This window comes from Cellulomonas terrae (assembly GCF_007990265.1).
In the GTDB taxonomy this organism is placed as follows: Bacteria; Actinomycetota; Actinomycetes; order Actinomycetales; family Cellulomonadaceae; genus Cellulomonas; species Cellulomonas terrae.
Map to the genome: position 1 here is coordinate 217,833 of NZ_BJWH01000003.1, position 18,293 is coordinate 236,125.

Below are 18,293 nucleotides of genomic sequence, written 5' to 3' on the forward strand. Positions count from 1 at the left end.
GTCACGGCACCGTCACCGCCGGGGTGTCGTACTCGTCGCCGGTGGCGGACGGGATCGACTCGGCCCCGTCGATGCTCACCCGCACGAGCCACGTGCCGGCGGTCAGCGCGGACTCGACGACGTCCAGGGTCGACGGCGGGACGGGGTCGGCCGGGTCGGCGGGCTCGACCAGCACCGGGGCGGGCGGGAAGGTCACGGTCACGACGCCGGGGTCGTCGGGCAGCCCTCCGGTGAGCCGGCCGAACGTGACGGTCGCGCGCTGCCCCTCGTGCAGCGCGGGCACCACCCGGACCCGTACCAGGCCGGCGGGACGCGTCACGTTCGTGATGCGCGGGACCACGGTGAGGGCGACGCCGTTCGACCGGCCGGTCACGCGTTCCGGCTCGCCGCTGACCGGGTCCTCGGGCTGCAGGTGCGCCACCTGGAGCCGGTGCGCGCCCGCGGGCACGCGGTCGCTGAGCGCGACGACGAGCTCGTTGCCGGTCGACGTGGCCTGCGGCGCCAGCCGGCGCCCCCCGATCGTGACGACGGTCGTGCGTGCCCCGAGCAGCCCGGCGCCGAGGAGCCGGAGCGTCGAGCCGGCGACCGCGGGACCGGACCCGTCCACGACCACCTGCTCGAGCCGCGCCTGCGTGAAGGTCCGCACGTCGAGGTCGCGCAGCCGCACCGGCAGCGCGCTGCGCACCGGCACGTCCGCCTCGAGCAGCACGACGGTCGCGGTGTAGGTCTGCGAGAGCAGGTACGACGCCCCGAGCACGCCCCAGAGCTTGGAGATCTCCTCGAGCGTCAGCGGTGTCGGGGACACCTTGACCAGCTCGGCCTGGTCGGCGAGGTCGGCGTGGTCGAGGAACGCCGTCGATCCCGACCCGTACTTGTCGATCGCGTGCTCGATGACGTCCTTGGTGAGCACCGGCGTCACGGACAGCGCGAGCGCGCTGCGGGCGAGCAGCCGCTGCGGCTCGAGCGCGGACTCGTCGCCGTACGCCGTGACGAGGTAGTGCAGGTCGATGGCCGCGACGGGGCGGCGCGTGAGCGTGCCACCCGAGGAGCGCGTCGGCAGGTCCGACAGGTTCCACGCGTGGTTCGGCGTGACCTGGTAGAGGTACACGTTGAGTCCCGCGGAGTCCGTGCCGGGCCCGTCGTCGGCCGCGAGCTGGGCAGGCCGGAGCGTGGTGACGTCGGAGCCGCCCACCGGGTCCGGCAGCCAGGACAGCGACTCGTGCAGCACGTGCCGGATGGTCGTCGTCACTGCGGCGATCGCCAGGACGTTGCTCACCGCGCCCACCTCCGGTCCTCGCGCGCCAGGTACGCCGCGTGGTCGATCGCGGGTGAGGGCGCGGCCGGCCGGGGCGGGGCCGGGACGGGTGCGGGCTCGCGGCTCACCTCGATGCGGTCGACGTGCACGTGCACCTCACCGGCGCCCACCCGGACGTCGTCCAGCCGGACCTGGCCGCGCCCGTCGGGCCGCGCCCGGCGCGGGGTCGTGGTCGGGACGACCACGAGCCGCTCGGTCTCGCGGCGCGTGAGCGCCCGGGCATCGAGGAGCGCGGGAGCGAGCCGCTCGAGGAGCAGGGCGGCCGGGACGGTCCGGGAGCCCGGGCGCGGCGGGATCTCCACGGTCTGGTCACGAGCTCCGGCGGGTCCGCGCGGGGTCGTCGCGGAGGTCTCGCCGGGGTCGTCGTCGGGCTCGGCCGGCACCGGCCGGGGCTCGGTGGCCGCCGCGGCGGGCCGGACCGGCGGGGCGACGGCACGCTCCGGCGCGGGGACCGTCTCGGTCCGGGGCTGCTCAGGACCGGTGGTGAAGGGGGTCGTCGGCGCGCGCTCCACGACGGGCTCCGGCGCGGGCGTCCGCGCAGCGGGCAGCGCATGCGTGCGGGCCGCCGGCGGCATCGCACCCAGGGGGTCGTCGGTGACGGGAGGCTCGGGCAGGGGCCGGGTCGTCCGTGTCGGCGCCCGCCTGCCGACCGTCGGCGCGGCCTCCCGGGCCGGCGACGGTGCGGCCGGCACGGGCGGCTCCGGCGGGTCGGACCGGCGCGCCGCCGGTGCCCGGTGGTCGGGCGGCGCGTCGTCGACGCGCTCCACCTCGAGCGGGACGACCCCGGCGAACCCGGCGGCAGCCTGCCGGTCCCGCACCGGCTCGAACCGCGACGCGCGCCGGACGGCGAGCGCGGGCGCGTTCCCCGCCGCGCGGGCTGCGAGCCGGTCGAAGACGTCGCCCACGGTCGCTCACCACTCCGCTCGCGCGAGGTCGAGGTAGGCACGTCGTCGCACGGGCGACATCGCGAGCACGGCGTCCTGCGACCATCCGTACGCGGCGGCGAGCTCGGCGACCTCGGTGAGCAGCGCGCGTGCCTGGTCGGTGACCCGTGCGGTGAGCAGGTCGACGACGTCGACGTCGGCGGTGACGTCGTGGTCGCAGCCGGGGCACGTCGAGCGCACGGTGGCACCCGCGAGGCCCGTGAGGTCGTCGGCCGCGCGCGCGACCTCGTCGAGGACGTCGTCGGTCGTGTGGGCGCCGGGTGGCCAGGTCTCACAGCGTTCCCGCAGGTGTCGGGCGGGGTCGGGTGCCGTGAGCGCGTCGAGCAGGTCGGTCGTGGTCGGTGCGCGGACGACGACCTCGCCCGCCCCCCACGGGACGCGGCGTTCGGGCGGGTCGGTCTCCTCGTCGACGCTCCGCGCCGAGGAGGCCAGCGCCTGGAGGTCGAGCGGGACGTCGAGCACCTCGCTGCAGGCGGGGCACTCGAGCACGGTGGCCAGCGTCGGCCCGCTCCGCTCGCGGAGCTCGTCGAGCGCGGCCGCGGCCGATGCGGCCAGGGGTTCGTCGCACGCCGAGGCCACGTCCGGGGCGGCACCGCGCGCGGTCAGCACGACGGCGCCGCGCGCTGCGGGCACGGTCGAGGTCAGCGCCTCCCACAGCGTGAGCGTCGCGTGCGCGGACGTCATGTGCGCAGGCGCGACCTCGACCGCCCGCGCGTGCATCACGGCTCGACGAACGTCGGCTCAGTGGGCTCGGTGACGGCGTAGTCGCGTTCCCAGCCCTCGTTCTCGAGCTTGATCGTCTGGATCGCGACGGCGTTGGCGTTGGCGTCGAGGTCGGGCAGCGCCTGGAACTCCGAGACCCAGCAGCGGAACACGCGGTAGGCGAGGGCGAGCTGGCCGGCCTCGTTGTAGACCTCGACGATCACGTCCTTGCGGAAGTCCTTCAGCGAGACCTCCGCGCCGAGGCCGGAGCCGAAGTTCCACACCTTGTTGGCCCACGCCTCGAACTCGACGTCGTGCGTGACGCCGCGTTCGAGCGTGATCGCCTCGAACTCGGTGCGGCCGGGCGACTTGCGCGAGCTCGACGGGTCGCCGCCCGCGCGGTGCTTGACCACCTCGGTGGTCTTCTTGAGCGCGCCGACCTTCGCGACGCCCGCGACGTACCTGCCGTCCCACTTCACCCGGAACTTGAAGTTCTTGTACGGGTCGAAACGGCCGGCGTTGACAGTGAACTCAGCCACGAGAGGCCTCCTACGCCGCCGCCGCGGCTGTCTTCTGCTGGATGGAGATGAGGACGAACTCGGCCGGCTTGAGCGGCGCGAAGCCGACCTGGATGTTGACGATGCCGCGGTCGATGTCGTACTGCGTGGTGGTCTCCGCGTCGCACTTGACGAAGTACGCGTCACGCGGCGTCGCACCCTGGAACGCGCCCTTGCGGAAGAGGTCCTGGAGGAACGCGCCGACGGACATGCGGATCTGGGCCCACAGCGGCTCGTCGTTCGGCTCGAAGACCACCCACTGGGTGCCCCGGTACAGGCTCTCCTCCAGGAAGAGGGCGAGCCGGCGGACCGGGACGTACTTGTAGTCGTCGGCGAGCGAGTCGGCGCCGCGGACCGTCCGTGCACCCCAGACCACCGAGCCCGCCTCGCGGAAGGTGCGCAGCGCGTTGACGCCCGCACGGTTGAGCGTGCCGTTCTGGTCGTTCGTGAGGCTGACGGCGAGGTCGACGACTCCGGTGAGGCCCGCCTCGAGGCCCGCGGGGGCCTTCCACACGCCGCGCGATCCGTCCGTACGTGCCATGACGCCCGCGATCGCGCCGCCCGGGGCGAACGTGTCGATCGCTCCGTTGCGCAGCGGGTCGGCGTGCCGGATCCGCGGGAAGTACAGCGCCGCGTTGCGCGTCACGGTCCCGACGAGGCCGAGGGTGCCGGCGGCGAAGTCCGTGGCGTCCTCGGCGGCGAGCGCCGCGGGCGGGTCGATGACGAGGAACGCACGGCGCTCCTGGGCGTACGCGAGGGCCGGCGCCCACACGCCGTCCGGCAGGTCGCCGGTCGGGGTCGGGGGTGGGATGACGACGATCGTGACGAGGTCGGCGAGCTCGAGCGCGTACAGCCCACGCTTGGCGGCCTGGAAGCCGGCGCCCACGTAGTCGTCCGCGTCGACGGCCGCACCGTCCGCGCCCGCGACGTCGACGGGGTAGCTCGCCACGGCGGGGGCGTCCGCCGGGAGCGCGCCGGACACGGTCACCAGCTGCGAGGCGTCGAGCACGCGGTCGACGCGCTGGGGGCCGTCGACCACGGTGACGTTGCGGAACACCTCGACCGGGTCGGTCAGTGCCGGGTCACCGTCGTGGATCGCGAGGGTGAACAGGTCCGCCGCCGTCACGCCCTGCGCGTCCGCGACCTCCGCGGCCTCCGCCGCGGGAAGGGTGGACACCGCGACCTGGAGGGTGTTGGCCCAGGCTCCCGGCCCGCTCGCCTCGAGCCCGAGGCCGTCGACGTCGAACGTCGCCACCGCGGCGTCCGCCGCGACGACCCGGACGATCAGCGCCGGGCCTCCTCCGTTGAGGTAGAAGTCCCGCACGGCGTAGCCCAGGCCGCGACCCCGGGACAGGCCGCCGAACACTCGCTCGAACTCGGCGAAGCTCGAGATGGGCACGGGCTCGTCGACGGGTCCACGGGCCGCGACACCGACGAACGCCGCTATGGCGGTCGCGACACCCGTGATCGTGCGGTTCCCGCTCGGCACCTCGGTGATGTAGACCCCGGGGTAGGTGGGTGTGATGGTCATGGAGTGCTCCTTCGTCACGCGGTACGTCCCCGCGCTGACGAGACTCGCGACCGGGCGTCACCCCGGCGTCACCCCGCCGTCACGCCCACGCCGGGGCGCGGCCGGGTGGCCCGTCTCGCTACTGTCAGGCATGAGCGTCGTCGACCACCTCACCCCGCTGCTGGGCCGCTGGCAGGGCACGAACCGCCTCCGGCTCATGCCGACCGACGACTACCAGACCTCGGCCGCGACCGCCACGATCGGCGTGACGGCGGCCCGCTTCGTCTCGGTCGCGTACACCTGGGCGGACGGGGACGCCCCGCAGGACGGGCTCCTGCTGCTGGGCGGCGACGAGGACGCCGCCGCCGTGTGGGTGGACTCCTGGCACACCGGGCCGACGTGGATGACCTTCGCCGGCGGCGTCGCGGACGGCGAGCTGCGGCTCCGGGGCTCCTACCCGGCGGAGTCGGGTCCGGACTGGGGCTGGCACATCCACGTCCGGCCGCGCGACGCCGTCCTCACGATGCACAACGTCGTGCCCGGTCACGAGCCGTACCAGGTCGTCGAGCTCGCCCTCCAGCCGGCACCCTGAACCGCGTCAGCCGCGCGGGAGGACCGTCAGCACCCGCACCAGGTGGTCGTGGAACTCCTGCATGTAGGTGCGCAGGAACTCCGCCGTCTCGTCGTCGCCGACGCTGCCGTCGGGTGCGAACACGTCGGGCGAGTACTGGATGTAGGCCTCGGGCGACGTCATCTGGCGCGCGTTGCAGAAGCTCAGCACCGCGCGCAGGCTCTGCTGACCCACGGCGGTCCCGATCGCCCCGACGGACGCCCCGATCACGGCGGCCGGCACGTGGTCGAAGGAGTTCTGCCCCCAGGGTCGCGACGCCCAGTCGATGGCGTTCTTCAGGGCACCCGGGATGGACCGGTTGTACTCCGGGGACACGAACAGGACCGCGTCGACGCCGGCGATAGCCTCCTTCAGCGCGCGGGCCTCCGGCGGGTAGTCGGCGTCGTAGTCGGGGCTGTAGAGGGGCAGGTTCCCGATGGGCAGCTCGACGAACTCGAGGTCGGCGGGTGCGAGCGCGATCAGCGCCCGGGACAGGACGCGGTTGATGGACGTGGACGAGAGGCTTCCGACGAAGTACCCGACCGTGTAGCTGCGCGACATGGCTCTTCCGATCCCGGCGACCGCAGGTCGTGAGCCCGGCCGTCGAACGTCGACGTGGAGAACGGCTGACCCGACCACGGTAGGACCGACGTCGAGGTCGTGCGAACTCTGCCGCGGCGCCCAGCGCCCGATTCGTCGCCAGATCACGAACTCGCTGGTCAGGCCAGCGGTACGCTCACCGCAGGTCCGCACGGTGCTGACCTCCGGCATGCGCCAGCTCCCCACTCGTCGTTGTGCCCAGGAGGCCCGATGGCTGACCGAGCGGAACGGACCCGCACGAGGGCGGTCGGACTCGACGGTCTCGTTCGGGTGTGGTCGTCGGGAGCGGGCGCCCCGCGGCTGCGGCGGCCCACCGACATCCTCCTGCTCGTCGTCTCCGTCCTCGCCCTCGGCGTGCTCGCGCTGGCGGCGCCGGGACCGTCCGGCGCCGACGACGCCCTGGACACGCTGCTCGCGTGGCTGCAGCCGCTGTTCGGCTGGCTGTGGAGCGTCGTCTACGCCGTCATGACGCTGTGGGCGGTCGGGGTGGTCGTGCTCGCTGCGGCGAGCCGGGGTCGACGCCGGCTCCTGGTCGACCAGGCGACCGCGTCCGCCCTCGCCTTCGGCGCCGCGCTCGGCGTCGGGGCCCTCGCCGGGACCCATCCGTCCGCCATCGTCGACGGTCTGGTGTCGTCGGGTCCACCGGTCGTCTACGTCGCGAGCAGGGTCGCCATCCTGACGGCGATCATCGTCACCGCGTCGCCGCACCTCGCCCGGCCGTGGCGCTACGCGAGCCGCGTCGTCATCGGTCTGGGTGCCGTGGCGGCGATCGGCCTGAACGCGACGAACCTCATCGGGGCGAGCGCGGCCATCGCCGTCGGGATCGCGGCCGCGGCCGTCACCCACCTGGTCCTCGGCTCGCCTCAGGGGCGCCTCACCGACGCGCAGGTCCAGGTCGCGCTCGCCGACCTCGGCGTGCCGACCACCTCGGTCCGGGCGTCGCCGGACCCGTCGGCCGTGAACCTGCTGGTCGCGCGCACGGAGCAGGACACCGACCTGCGGGTCACGGTCTACGGGCGGGACGCGTGGGACAGCCAGCTCGTCGGCTCGCTCTGGACGGCCCTGACGCGCCGGGGCGAGCGCGCGCAGCTCTGGGGCACACGACGCTCCCGGGTCGAGCACGAGGCCCTCTTCACGCTGCTGGCGTCGAAGGCCGGGGTACCGACGCTCGACGTCGTCGCTGTCGGCGTGGCGGACCAGGGCGACGCCCTGCTGGTGACCTCCAGCCCGCGCGCGTCGCTGGGCGACCTCGATGCCGACGCCCTGGACGACGGGCTGCTCGCCGGCATGTGGCGTGCGGTCGTCGGGCTGCACCGCGCCGGGATCGCGCACGGGCGGATCGACAGCAGCCGGGTCGTCGTCCGGCTCGACGGCACCGCCGCGCTGGCCGACTTCGACGCGGCCGGCCGCGCCGCCGACGAGGGTGACGTGCTCACCGACCAGGCGCGGCTCCTCGTCTGCACGGCCCTGGTCGTCGGACCGGACCGGGCGCTCGCCGCCGCCGTCACCGCCATCGGCACGGACGGGCTCGCGGACGTGCTGCCCTACCTGCAGTCCGCAGCGCTCGGCCGGGGGACGCGTGCCGACGTGCGCACCGGGACGTGGACCCTCGACGAGCTGCGCGCGGCGGCGGTCGCCGCGGCGGGGGTCGAGGAGCCGCCCTTGGAACGCCTGCGCCGCGTGACGCCGAGGTCCGTCGGCACCCTCGTCCTGACCGCGCTCGTCGTCTACGTCGTGGTCACGATGCTCGCGGGAGTCGACCTCGCCAGCGTCGCCGCCGCGCTGGCGTCCGCGGACTGGGTGTGGCTCGTCGCCGCGCTGCTGCTCTCCCCGTTCATCCAGACGGCGCTCGCGGGCGCGACCCTCGGCGCGGCCCTCGCCCGCCTGCGGTACGTCCCGGTCCTGATGCTGCAGTACGCCATCCAGTTCATCTCGCTGGTGCTCCCGTCGTCGGCCGCCCGCCTCGCGCTCGAGGTCCGCTTCTTCCAGAAGTTCGGGATCCCCGCGGGGTCCGCCCTGTCGTTCGGGCTCATCGACAGCGTCACGGGGTTCGTCGTGCAGGCGTCGCTCATCCTGATCATCGTCGTGAGCGGCCTGCCGGGGTTCACCTCGAGCCTGGAGACCGGGTCGAGCGGCGACGACTCCGGCTCGACGAGCCCGTCCCTCCTCGTGGTGCTGGTCGCGCTCGTGGTCCTCACCGCGCTCATCACCCTGGTGGTCCCCCGGCTGCGTCACCGGGTCACCGCACGGATCCCGGCGATCCGCGCCGCGATCGCCGAGCAGGCGCGCTCGGCCCACTCCGCTCTCGGGGTGCTGCGCAGGCCGGCGAAGGTCGCCGCGATGCTGGGCGGCAACCTCGGGGCGCAGCTGCTCCAGGCCGGCGTCCTGGCCCTGTGCCTGCAGGCGTTCGGGCAGACGGCGCACTTCTCGCAGCTGATCCTCATCAACACCGCGGTGGCGCTGTTCTCCGGCCTGATGCCCGTCCCCGGCGGCATGGGGGTCGCCGAGGCGGGCTTCACCGTCGGCCTGCAGGCCATCGGGGTGCCGAGCGCGATCGCCGTCTCGACGGCGATCACGTTCCGGCTGGTGACGTTCTACCTGCCCCCGATCTGGGGGGCGGCTGCGATGCGCTGGCTGCGCCGGAACGAGTACGTCTGACGGACGGCCTACTCGGGCTTGTACTTGAACGACAGCTGGAGCCGCGTCCGGTACAGCAGGTCCCCGGCCTCCCCGACGACGACGTCCTGCTTGGTCACCTCGGCGACCCGCAGGTCGTGCAGCGATCCCCCGGCCGTGCTGATCGCCTCGGCCGCGGCGGCCTCCCAGGACGACGTGCTCGTCCCGATGACGTCGATCACGCGGTACACGCTCATGGTGATGGCCTCTCCTCGCTCAGGAACGGACGACTCCATACTGGTCGCGGCCGACCGACACCACCACAGGGTCAGGACGCGCGGTTCTCCCGGCGGAAGTCGTCGGCGATCTGCTGAGCCTGCGTGCTGATGAGCCGGACGTAGTCGGCATGCAGCTGCTGGACCCGCTCCTCAGAGCCCTCCCCCGTGGACGCGAGCTCCCACACCCGGCGGGCGTGGGCGATGTCAGCGGCGGTGATCTCGATCCTCAGGCACATCTCGCGAGCCTCTCCCGGTAGTTGAGAGTTGGACAGTCAGGGAGCCGAGGATCACCCACCCGTTCCCCCGTGCGAGTGAGCGCACAGGCCGCACCGGCCGAACGATGCGCGCCGGCCCGACTCGGCCTAGCCTGAGCGATGAGGTGATCGACGATGCACGCAGAGGTCGGGGACAAGGTCGTCATCCATGGCCGGACCGTCGGGACGGCGGACCGCGGTGGCACGGTCATCGAGGCCCGTGGCGCAGACGGTCCGTACGTCGTGCGGTTCGACGACGGGCACGAGTCGCTCGTCTACCCGGGACCGGACCTGACGGTGGTGCGGACGTCGACCTGACCGGTCGAGGGTTCGCCCGGACCTGACGCCCGGGGTCCGGTGACCGGCTCATGGTCAACCCGGGTGACCCGGCGGCGTCCCGGCGCTCAGCGCAGGAGCGAGCGGGCCCTCCTCGCCGACGACTCCACGGTCCGCAGAGCGCGGGAGACGAGAGTCGGGTGCTCCTGGCGACGCTCGACCGCCTCGGCGAGCCGACGGGAGATCGACGCCACGACGGGGAGCAGCACGATCACCGTGAGCATGACTCGGACGCGTCGGAACAGCAGAGCCCACATCGGTTCCTCCGGTGGTCAGGTCGGTCGGGCCTACATCGTCGGCCCCGCGCCCCGACCCCGCACCTCGGGCGGGACCGGAGCTAGGCCGAGCGCCCCTCGGCGAGGAACGCCAGCCGCCGCAGCGACTCGGTGTTGCGCGGGACGATGACGGCCGTGCGCAGCGGTCTGGGTACCAACGTCCCCGGGCCCCGCACGGCGTCCTCCGAGATCGTCACGGTGCAGCCGTCGCGATGCGGCCGCACCCCGATCCGGACGCGGGCCTCGCCCGCGGGCCACCCGCGTGCCTGCAGGTCGATCCCGCGTTCCGGGTCCCACGCCCGGACCACCGACTCGTCGTCGAGGAGCGCCGGCCAGATCCCGACCGAGTGCGCGATCCGGGTGCCGGCGGCGGGCCACGTCGGGTCGACGGCGCGGATCCGGGACGTGCCGACGACCCAGGTGGCGTAGCTCCAGCCGTCGGCCAGGACGTCCAGCACGGCCGACGGTGGGCACGTGAGGTCGCGCGTGACGGTCGCCATCACTCGACGGTAACGAGGCGCGCCCGATCGGCAACTCGTCCGGCGCGCACGGCCGGCACGTCGGCGGGACACTCGGCACGTGCCCGACCACGAGCGCCTCGCCGCGTACCGGGCGAAGCGCGACCCCGCGCGCACGCCCGAGCCCGTCCCTGCCACCGACCCCGACGTGCCGGCGGTCGAGGGCCGGACCTTCGTCGTCCAGGAGCACCACGCGCGGGCGCTGCACTGGGACGTCCGGCTCGAACGGGACGGTGTGCTGGTGTCCTGGGCGGTGCCGAAGGGGCTGCCGCCCGACCCGAAGGTCAACCACCTCGCGGTGCACACCGAGGACCACCCGCTCGAGTACGCGACGTTCGAGGGCGAGATCGGCGCAGGCGAGTACGGCGGCGGCCGGGTCACCGTCTGGGACCACGGCACCTACGAGGAGCTCAAGTGGACGGACCGCGAGGTCCAGGTCGTTCTCCACGGCGAGCGGGTCCAGGGGCGGTACGTGCTGTTCGCGACGCGGTCGAAGGGCGGCGCGGACGACGGCCGGAGCTGGATGGTCCACCGCATGGACCCGCCGACGGACCCGGAGTGGACGCCGTTGCCCACCGACCTCCTCCCGATGCTCGCGCGGCGAGGCGACCTGCCTCCGGACGACGGAGGGTGGGCCTTCGAGATGGCCTGGGGCGGCGTTCGCGCGATCGCACTCGTCGACGGCGGGCGGGTGCGGCTGCGGTCCGGCGACGAGGACGTCTCCGGCTCCTACCCCGAGATCGCGGGCCTGGGTGAACAGCTCGGGTCCACGGTCGTCGCGCTCGACGGTGAGCTCGTCGCGCTCGATCGTGAACGGTTGGCGGAGCGCGAGGCCGTCACGGGCAGCGCCGCTCGGCGCCTCGCCCGGACGCACCCTGTGACCTATCTCGTGTACGACGTGCTGCACCTGGAGGGGCGTCCGACCGTCGAGCGCGCCTACGACGACCGGCGTGCTCTGCTGGACGGGCTGGAGCTGTCGGGCACCGCGTGGCGGGTGCCGCCGACGTTCGACGGGCCGGGCGCGGCGGTCCTGGCTGCCGCGGTGGCGAACGGGTTCGAGGGGATCGTGGCGAAGCGGCGCTCGTCGCCCTACCGGCCGGGAGTCCGCTCCGCCGACTGGCGCTCGGTGCGCGCCTGACGATCGCGCCGGGGACGGGGCGGGGGCGCGAGGGCCGGCTCGCCCGCACAGGGCGTCCCGGGTGTCCCGACGTGCTCTCGCACGGGTCGCGCCCCCACCGTCGTCCGTCACGCGTCGGCGCGTGCCTCCGCGGTGATCTGGTTGGCGTCACCGGCGTGCTGCACCTCGATGCGGCGCGGCTTGGCCTCCTCGGCGACGGGGATGCTCAGGGTGAGGACGCCGTCCGCGTAGGTGGCCGAGATCGCGTCGAGGGCGAGGCCGCGGCCCACCGTGAGCTGTCGTGCGTAGGTGCCGACCGGCCGTTCCTTCGCGAGCCACTGGACGTCCTGCTCGGTGCGCGGGGTGCGCTGCGCCCGGATGGTGAGCGTGCGGTCCTCGACGTTCACGTCGATGGTGCCCGGGTCGGCGCCCGGCAGGTCCACGTGCAGCACGTAGTGGTCACCGGAGCGGTACAGGTCCATCGGCATCGTCGCTGCGGCGCGCTCCGCCGACGCGACCTGGGCGAACAGGCGGTCGAACTCCTGGAACGGGTCGAATCGCGTAGCCATGACCGTCACCTCCTTCACGGCGAGGCGCCGGACCGTCCGGGCCTCGGGTGCTGTCCGACCTCCGTGGCCGGACTGGCTACAGCACAAAGAATTAGCACTCTCAGGTCGAGAGTGCCAGCCGTGTTGGAGGGCTGTTCGCGCGCGGCGAACGCGCTGCGGGGAGGGGTCCAGCGCGCGCGTCCCGATGGTCCCCGGCGTAGCGTCGGGACGTCGCGTGAGGCAGCCGCGCCGACTGGTCGAGCAGTCCACGGAGGACCCCCATGAGCGAGACGACACTGAGCGGCTACCGCGTGCTGGCCATCGTCACCAACTACGGCGTCGAGCAGGACGAGCTCGTCGTGCCCGTCGAGCACCTCCGGGAGCGCGGCGCCACGGTGGTCGTCGCGGCGGCGGCGAGGGATGCGGTCCAGACCCTCGTCGGGGACAAGGACCCCGGCCGCTCGGTGCAGCCCGACACGACGTTCGGTGACGCGGGGTCCGACTTCGACCTGCTCCTCATCCCCGGCGGCACCCTGAACGCCGACGCGCTGCGCCTGGAGGACGGTGCGGTCGCCACGGTCCGCGCCTTCGCGTCGTCCGGCAGGCCGATCGCCGCGATCTGCCACGGCCCGTGGGCGCTGGTCGAGGCGGGTGTGGTCGAGGGCAGGACGGTGACGTCGTACCCGTCGCTGCGCACCGACCTGCGCAACGCCGGAGCCACCTGGGTGGACCAGTCGGTGTCGATCGACGACAGCGGTCCGTTCACCCTGGTCACGTCGCGCACCCCGGACGACCTGGACGACTTCCTGCCCGCCCTCGAGAAGGCGCTCGCGAGCAGCCACGACTCCGCGAGGTGACGCGCGCCCCGTCGCTCTGGCGAGGATGCTGACGACGAGCCGACCCGACGAGCCGCAGGGGGCCGATCCATGCCCGAGAGCCACGGCGGTCCCGACGCGTGGCTGTCGGACGCCCGTCTGCTCACGCGCCGGCACGTCGGGCGCGCCGAGCTCGACCTGCTGGCCTCGAGCGACACGCACGCCGTCCTGCTCGTCCGTGCCGGCGCCACGCGACTGGTGCTCAAGATCGCGACGAGCACAGCCCGCCCGGCACTCGACCTCGCGCGGTCCGCCGCGGCACAGGAGCTCGCGCGGCGCGCGGGGGTCCCGGTCGGCACGGTCGTCGCCGCCGGCACCGACGACGAGCTGCCCTCGGTCCAGTACCTGTTCCAGGAGGAGGTCCAGGGCACCGAGTGGCGCAGGGTGCGTCCGCGGCTGCGACCCGCCGAGCAGGCCCGGGCGTCGGCGGACATCGCCGGTGCCGTGCTCGCCCTCCAGTCCGTCGTCCTGCCGTCGTTCGGCGCCCTGGACGACCCCGCGCCCCGGAGCCTGGTCGACGCTCTGCACGCCCGCGTCGACCTGAGGATCCCCGACGGCGCACGACGGGAGCAGGCGCACGCGGTCCTCCGGGACCATGCCGCCCTGTTCGCCGCACCGGCCCAGCCGACGCTCACGCACGACGACCTCCACCACGCCAACCTGCTCTTCCGGCCGTGCCCGGGCGGCTGGGTGCTGGCGGGCGTCCTCGACTGGGACAAGGCGTGGGCCGGATCCGCCGAGTCGGACGTCGCCCGCATGGCCTTCTGGGACGACATGACCGGTCCGGACTTCTGGTCGGTCTACCGTGCGGGCGTCCCGGAGGCAGACGGGTGGGAGCGGCGCGCGATGGTCTACCAGCTGCTGTGGTGCCTGGAGTACCCCGTCGACACACCGCGGCACCGGCAGGACACGGCGTCCCTCGTCGCACGGCTCACGTAGGACCTGTCGGGCAGACTCGGACCATGGGCTCGCAGACCGCGTGGGTGCTGCACGTCGACCTCGACCAGTTCGTCGCGGCCGTCGAGGTGCTGCGGCGGCCCGAGCTGGCCGGCAAGCCGGTCGTGGTCGGTGGCCGCGGTGACCCGACCGAACGGGGCGTCGTGTCCACCGCGTCGTACGAGGCACGGGTCTTCGGCGTCCGTTCCGGGATGCCCCTGCGGATCGCCGCCCGCAAGCTTCCCGACGCGGTGTTCCTGCCCGTGGACGCCCCCGAGTACGAGGCCGTGTCCGAGCGGGTGATGGCGACGCTGCGCTCGCTCGACGTCGTCGTCGAGGTGCTCGGGTGGGACGAGGCGTTCCTGGGGGCGCAGACGGACGACCCGGAGGCGCTCGCCCGACGCGCACAGGAGGCCGTCCTGCGCGAGACGCGGCTGCACTGCTCCGTGGGCATCGGGGACAACAAGGTCCGCGCGAAGATCGCCACCGAGTTCGGCAAGCCCGCGGGGGTCTTCAGGCTCACCGCCGGGAACTGGTTCGAGGTGATGGGTGCCCGCCCGACCCGGGACCTGTGGGGGGTCGGCGCGAAGGTGTCGGGTCGGCTGTCGGCGCTGGGCGTCACCACCGTGCAGGAGCTCGCCGACGCCCCGGTCGACGCCCTGGTCGGCGAGTTCGGGCCGAAGATGGGCGTCTGGTACCACGAGCTCGGTCAGGGCCTCGGGCCGGCCACCGTGGACGACGCGCCCTGGGTGCCGCGCGGGCACAGCCGCGAGACGACGTTCCAGCAGAACCTCACGTCCCCCGAGCAGGTCCGCGATGCCGTCCGCGCCATGGCGCACGAGGTCGTCGGCGACACCGCGAAGGACGACCGCCCGGTCGTCCGGGTGGCGCTCAAGGTGCGGTACGCGCCCTTCGTGACGACGAGCACGAGCCGCAAGCTCCCGGAGGCCACCCGGGACCCGGCGACGATCGTGGACGCGGTGCTGGCGCTGCTGGACAAGGTCGAGGACCGGGAGATCCGGTTGCTCGGCGTGCGTGCCGAGATGGCGATGCCCGACGACGCGGACCCGGCCGACCGGACCCCGGTGCGCGGCCGGATCTGAACCTCGTCCACCATGCGAGAGTCCCGGGCGAACTGTTGACCACGCTGTCGAGGCGTGCTGTGGTGTGCCCGCCGCGATCGAGCCGACCTGGGAGGAGCACCCGATGACCACCGTCGCCACGCTCCCGTCCCGTCGCGCCGTCCTCGCGCTGCGTTCCTGTCCGGCCCGCTGTCAGCACTGACGTACCCGCCCGGTCCACGCCGGCAGCAGGCCCGTCCGACCCCACGCCTCGACGCGTCCGGGTCGGTCCGCAGACGCACCCGAGAGGCACGACCATGAGCATCGAGCTGTCCCCCCGTCCCACGACCGCGCTCGACGTCGACGAGCTGAGCGCCCTGACCCGGTCGCTCGCCGCGCAGCCCGACCTCTGGCAGCCCCTGGTCCGGTTCCAGGAGAGCGGCCGCTGGTGGACCCGCCTCGACAGCCCTCCCGGGGTTGATGTCTGGCTGCTGACCTGGCTGCCGTCGCAGGGCACCGAGCTGCACGACCACGGCGACTCCGCGGCAGCCTTCACGATCGTCGCCGGGACGCTCACGGAGGTCCGGCCGACCCGCGACGGCGAGCTGGTCCCCCAGCTGTTCGCTGCGGACCGCACCCAGACCGTCGACCCGGGCGACCGCCACGACGTGCTGAACACGGGGACCGAGCCGGCGGTGAGCATCCACGCCTACTCGCCGCCCCTGACCCGGATGACGTACTGGGCGACGGCCCCGGACGGGACGCTCGTCCCGTCGCGCACCGTCGACACCGACGAGCCGGAGTCCGAGAAGTGACCCGCCGCCGGACCATCGCCGACGTCCTCGCCGAGGCCCGATCGGGCCTGCACCGGCTGGAGCCGACCGGCGCGTGGGAAGCCGTGGAGGCGGGCGCGCTGCTGGTCGACATCCGGCCCGCGGCGCAGCGCGCGGCCGAGGGCGAGGTCCCGCAGGCCGTGGTCATCGAGCGCAACGTCCTCGAGTGGCGGCTGGACCCGGCCAGCGACCACCGGATCCCGGCCGCGACCGGCTACGACCTGCAGGTGATCGTGCTCTGCTCCGAGGGATACACCTCCAGCCTGGCGGCGGCCGCGCTGGCCGACCTCGGGCTGCACCGTGCGACGGACGTCGTGGGCGGTTTCCACGCGTGGGCCGCCGCGGGCCTGCCGGTGACCGGAGCCGCCGACCGTCGCACGCCGGTAGGGGCGGGTGCGCACGCCCGCACCTGACACCAGGGGCGCCGCGCTCCGGCGAGTGGTAGACCGGGTCTCACCCGCTCCCTCGCTCGAGGAGATCTCATGCGACCGTCCAGGCCGACCGGTCCGCTGGTGGCGCTCGTCGCCGCCGCCGCTCTCGCGATCGGGGTGGGCGTCGCACCCGCCTCGGCGCACCCGCCGCACCCGGGCCACGGCGGGAAGGTGCCGGTGGCCACCGGGTACGGGGGTGCCGTCGCCACGGTGGACGCCGACGCGACCAAGGTCGGCCTCGACGTGCTGCGCCGGGGCGGGAACGCCGTCGACGCCGCCGTGGCGGCTGCGGCGACGCTCGGGGTCACCGAGCCGTTCTCGTCCGGCATCGGCGGCGGTGGGTTCTTCGTCTACTACGACGCGGCGAGCGGTCAGGTCCACACCATCGACGGCCGGGAGACCGCGCCGGCCGCCATGCGCAGCGACGCGTTCGTCGAGAACGGCGTGCCGATCCCGTTCGCCGACGCCGTGACCTCGGGCCTGTCCGTCGGGGTGCCCGGCACGCCACGGACGTGGGCGACGGCGCTGGAGCAGTGGGGCTCCCTCGACCTGCGCCGCGCCCTGCGCGGGGCGACCGACGTCGCACGTCGCGGGTTCGTCGTGGACCAGACGTTCGTGGACCAGACGACCGCCAACCTCGCACGGTTCTCCGCCTTCCGGTCCTCGTCGGACCTGTTCCTGCGCCGCGGCGCACCGCCGGCCGTCGGGTCGGTGTTCCGCAACCGCGACCTGGCCGAGACCTACGACCTGCTCGCCCGCAAGGGCGTCGACGCGCTCTACACCGGCCGGCTGGCCGAGGAGATCGTCCGGACCGTCCAGGACCCCCCGGTCCGCCGCAGCAGCCCGCTCGTCGTGCGCCCGGGGCTCCTGCAGCTCGGTGACCTGGCGTCCTACCAGTCGCCGCTGCGACCCCCGACCCTCGTGTCCTACCGCGGTCTCGACGTCTACGGGATGGCACCGCCGTCCTCGGGGGGCTCGACGGTCGGCGAGGCACTGAACATCCTCGAGGCGTCCGACCTCGGCGACACGACGCAGACGCTCCACCACTACCTGGAGGCCAGCGCCCTGGCGTTCGCCGACCGGAACCGCTACGTCGGCGACCCGGCCTTCGTGGACGTGCCGCTGGAGGAGCTGCTGTCCGACGGGTTCGCCGCGGAGCGCGCGTGCCTCATCGACCCCACGACCGCCCTCCCCAAGCCGGTCGCACCGGGAGCTCCCGACGGCGACTACGCGGCGTGCGAGACGACCGCCGTGGGTACCGAGGGCACCGACGGGCAGTCCACGACGCACCTGACGACGGCGGACCGCTGGGGCAACGTGGTGGCGTACACGCTCACCATCGAGTCCCTCGGGGGCAACGGCATCGTCGTCCCGGGGCGCGGGTTCCTGCTGAACAACGAGCTGACCGACTTCAACTTCACCGACACGCAGGGCGGGGTCGACCCGAACCTGCCCGGTCCCGGCAAGCGACCGCGCAGCTCGATGGCACCGACGATCATCCTGTCCGACGGTGCACCGTTCCTGGCGCTGGGCTCCCCCGGCGGCTCGACGATCATCACCACCGTCCTGCAGATCCTGGTGAACCGGCTGGAGCTCGGGATGGACCTGCCTGCGGCGGTCGCGGCGCCGCGTGCGACGCAGCGCAACACCGTCGCGGTCCAGGCCGAGCCCGGCTTCGACCGCACGGCGCTGCAGGCGCTCGGGCACACGTTCGTCGACAACCCGGAGATCGGGGCTGCGACCGGGATCGAGTTCCTGGACGACGGCTCGCTGCTGGCGGTCGCGGAACCGGTCCGACGCGGCGGGGGCAGCGCAGCGGTGGTCGCCCGCGGCCGATGAGGCCCCCGCGCCACCGGTTCGCGCGCGGCCGAGCGCTCGGTCCCTCGTGAATTGCATGTAAAGTTCCGGTAAAATTGCCCGGGGCAATTCGGACCTTTCTGGGACGTTCTAGCAACAATGCCGGTGACCGCAGTCACA

The 18,293-nt window shown here is 73.8% G+C and carries 21 protein-coding genes; 10 read left to right on the forward strand and 11 right to left on the reverse strand.

Features of this window, described 5'->3' with window-relative positions:
- Position 1: 1 nt before the first annotated feature.
- Genes CTE05_RS04930 through CTE05_RS04950 form a run of 5 tightly spaced genes read right to left on the reverse strand, consistent with a single transcriptional unit; the run spans position 2 to position 5,049 of the window.
- Entirely contained in the window at positions 2 to 1,276 is a 1,275-nt protein-coding gene (locus tag CTE05_RS04930; protein WP_186814741.1) for a Pvc16 family protein, read from the reverse strand.
- Positions 1,273 to 2,220 carry a hypothetical protein gene (locus tag CTE05_RS04935; RefSeq protein ID WP_146844998.1) on the reverse strand — a complete coding sequence of 316 codons (948 nt, stop codon included), beginning with the start codon at positions 2,218 to 2,220 and terminating at the stop codon, positions 1,273 to 1,275. The genes CTE05_RS04930 and CTE05_RS04935 overlap by 4 nt, the downstream gene beginning before the upstream one ends.
- 6 nt (positions 2,221 to 2,226) lie before the next feature.
- Complete coding sequence (locus CTE05_RS04940; RefSeq protein ID WP_146844999.1) at positions 2,227 to 2,979, reverse strand: hypothetical protein; 753 nt, start codon at positions 2,977 to 2,979, stop codon at positions 2,227 to 2,229.
- Entirely contained in the window at positions 2,979 to 3,500 is a 522-nt protein-coding gene (locus CTE05_RS04945; RefSeq protein ID WP_056027931.1) for a phage tail protein, read from the reverse strand. Before CTE05_RS04945 ends, CTE05_RS04940 begins: the two co-directional genes overlap by 1 nt.
- Before the next feature lie 10 nt (positions 3,501 to 3,510).
- Complete coding sequence (locus CTE05_RS04950; protein WP_146845000.1) at positions 3,511 to 5,049, reverse strand: phage tail sheath family protein; 1,539 nt, start codon at positions 5,047 to 5,049, stop codon at positions 3,511 to 3,513.
- A gap of 130 nt (positions 5,050 to 5,179) precedes the next feature.
- On the opposite strand from CTE05_RS04950, the gene CTE05_RS04955 reads away from it, so the two are divergent.
- A complete protein-coding gene (locus CTE05_RS04955; protein WP_146845001.1) occupies positions 5,180 to 5,620 on the forward strand; it encodes a DUF1579 family protein in 441 nt (146 codons plus the stop codon).
- Positions 5,621 to 5,626: 6 nt separating this feature from the next.
- Here CTE05_RS04955 and CTE05_RS04960 read toward each other — a convergent pair whose 3' ends face one another.
- Positions 5,627 to 6,199: an NADPH-dependent FMN reductase gene (locus CTE05_RS04960; protein ID WP_146845002.1), complete on the reverse strand. Its 573-nt coding sequence runs from the start codon at positions 6,197 to 6,199 to the stop codon at positions 5,627 to 5,629.
- Between the two features lie 249 nt (positions 6,200 to 6,448).
- On the opposite strand from CTE05_RS04960, the gene CTE05_RS04965 reads away from it, so the two are divergent.
- Positions 6,449 to 8,896: a lysylphosphatidylglycerol synthase transmembrane domain-containing protein gene (locus CTE05_RS04965; protein WP_146845003.1), complete on the forward strand. Its 2,448-nt coding sequence runs from the start codon at positions 6,449 to 6,451 to the stop codon at positions 8,894 to 8,896.
- An 8-nt stretch (positions 8,897 to 8,904) separates the two neighbouring features.
- On the opposite strand, the gene CTE05_RS04970 is transcribed toward CTE05_RS04965, so the two are convergent.
- Both CTE05_RS04970 and CTE05_RS04975 read right to left on the reverse strand, forming a co-directional pair.
- Positions 8,905 to 9,111: a dodecin family protein gene (locus CTE05_RS04970; protein WP_056587849.1), complete on the reverse strand. Its 207-nt coding sequence runs from the start codon at positions 9,109 to 9,111 to the stop codon at positions 8,905 to 8,907.
- A 71-nt stretch (positions 9,112 to 9,182) separates the two neighbouring features.
- On the reverse strand, positions 9,183 to 9,368 hold the full coding sequence (locus tag CTE05_RS04975) for a hypothetical protein (protein WP_146845004.1): 186 nt from the start codon (positions 9,366 to 9,368) through the stop codon (positions 9,183 to 9,185).
- A 153-nt stretch (positions 9,369 to 9,521) separates the two neighbouring features.
- Here CTE05_RS04975 and CTE05_RS04980 point away from each other — a divergent pair, with 153 nt between their 5' ends.
- Positions 9,522 to 9,704 (forward strand): DUF1918 domain-containing protein, encoded by a 183-nt coding sequence (locus tag CTE05_RS04980; RefSeq protein ID WP_146845005.1) that lies wholly within the window; start codon positions 9,522 to 9,524, stop codon positions 9,702 to 9,704.
- Between the two features lie 86 nt (positions 9,705 to 9,790).
- Here CTE05_RS04980 and CTE05_RS04985 read toward each other — a convergent pair whose 3' ends face one another.
- Together CTE05_RS04985 and CTE05_RS04990 are read right to left on the reverse strand one after the other, a co-directional pair.
- Complete coding sequence (locus CTE05_RS04985; RefSeq protein WP_146845006.1) at positions 9,791 to 9,979, reverse strand: hypothetical protein; 189 nt, start codon at positions 9,977 to 9,979, stop codon at positions 9,791 to 9,793.
- A gap of 80 nt (positions 9,980 to 10,059) precedes the next feature.
- On the reverse strand, positions 10,060 to 10,497 hold the full coding sequence (locus CTE05_RS04990) for an SRPBCC family protein (RefSeq protein ID WP_146845007.1): 438 nt from the start codon (positions 10,495 to 10,497) through the stop codon (positions 10,060 to 10,062).
- A gap of 79 nt (positions 10,498 to 10,576) precedes the next feature.
- Here CTE05_RS04990 and CTE05_RS04995 point away from each other — a divergent pair, with 79 nt between their 5' ends.
- The gene (locus CTE05_RS04995; RefSeq protein ID WP_146845008.1) at positions 10,577 to 11,653 is read left to right on the forward strand and encodes a DNA polymerase ligase N-terminal domain-containing protein; all 1,077 of its coding nucleotides are present in this window, start codon (positions 10,577 to 10,579) and stop codon (positions 11,651 to 11,653) included.
- A gap of 107 nt (positions 11,654 to 11,760) precedes the next feature.
- Here CTE05_RS04995 and CTE05_RS05000 read toward each other — a convergent pair whose 3' ends face one another.
- Complete coding sequence (locus tag CTE05_RS05000) at positions 11,761 to 12,201, reverse strand: Hsp20/alpha crystallin family protein (RefSeq protein ID WP_146845009.1); 441 nt, start codon at positions 12,199 to 12,201, stop codon at positions 11,761 to 11,763.
- 260 nt (positions 12,202 to 12,461) lie between these two features.
- Here CTE05_RS05000 and CTE05_RS05005 point away from each other — a divergent pair, with 260 nt between their 5' ends.
- The 6 genes from CTE05_RS05005 (at position 12,462) to ggt (ending at position 18,155) form a co-directional block, all read left to right on the forward strand.
- Positions 12,462 to 13,037, forward strand: a complete 576-nt coding sequence (locus CTE05_RS05005; RefSeq protein ID WP_146845010.1) for a DJ-1/PfpI/YhbO family deglycase/protease — start codon at positions 12,462 to 12,464, stop codon at positions 13,035 to 13,037.
- Between the two features lie 69 nt (positions 13,038 to 13,106).
- Positions 13,107 to 13,994, forward strand: a complete 888-nt coding sequence (locus tag CTE05_RS05010) for a phosphotransferase family protein (RefSeq protein WP_146845011.1) — start codon at positions 13,107 to 13,109, stop codon at positions 13,992 to 13,994.
- A gap of 23 nt (positions 13,995 to 14,017) precedes the next feature.
- A complete protein-coding gene (locus tag CTE05_RS05015; protein ID WP_146845012.1) occupies positions 14,018 to 15,094 on the forward strand; it encodes a DNA polymerase IV in 1,077 nt (358 codons plus the stop codon).
- A gap of 275 nt (positions 15,095 to 15,369) precedes the next feature.
- Complete coding sequence (locus CTE05_RS05020; protein ID WP_146845013.1) at positions 15,370 to 15,867, forward strand: cysteine dioxygenase; 498 nt, start codon at positions 15,370 to 15,372, stop codon at positions 15,865 to 15,867.
- Positions 15,864 to 16,298: a rhodanese-like domain-containing protein gene (locus CTE05_RS05025; protein ID WP_146845014.1), complete on the forward strand. Its 435-nt coding sequence runs from the start codon at positions 15,864 to 15,866 to the stop codon at positions 16,296 to 16,298. The genes CTE05_RS05020 and CTE05_RS05025 overlap by 4 nt, the downstream gene beginning before the upstream one ends.
- Before the next feature lie 69 nt (positions 16,299 to 16,367).
- The gene (gene ggt / locus CTE05_RS05030; RefSeq protein ID WP_146845015.1) at positions 16,368 to 18,155 is read left to right on the forward strand and encodes a gamma-glutamyltransferase; all 1,788 of its coding nucleotides are present in this window, start codon (positions 16,368 to 16,370) and stop codon (positions 18,153 to 18,155) included.
- The last annotated feature ends 138 nt before the right edge of the window (positions 18,156 to 18,293 follow it).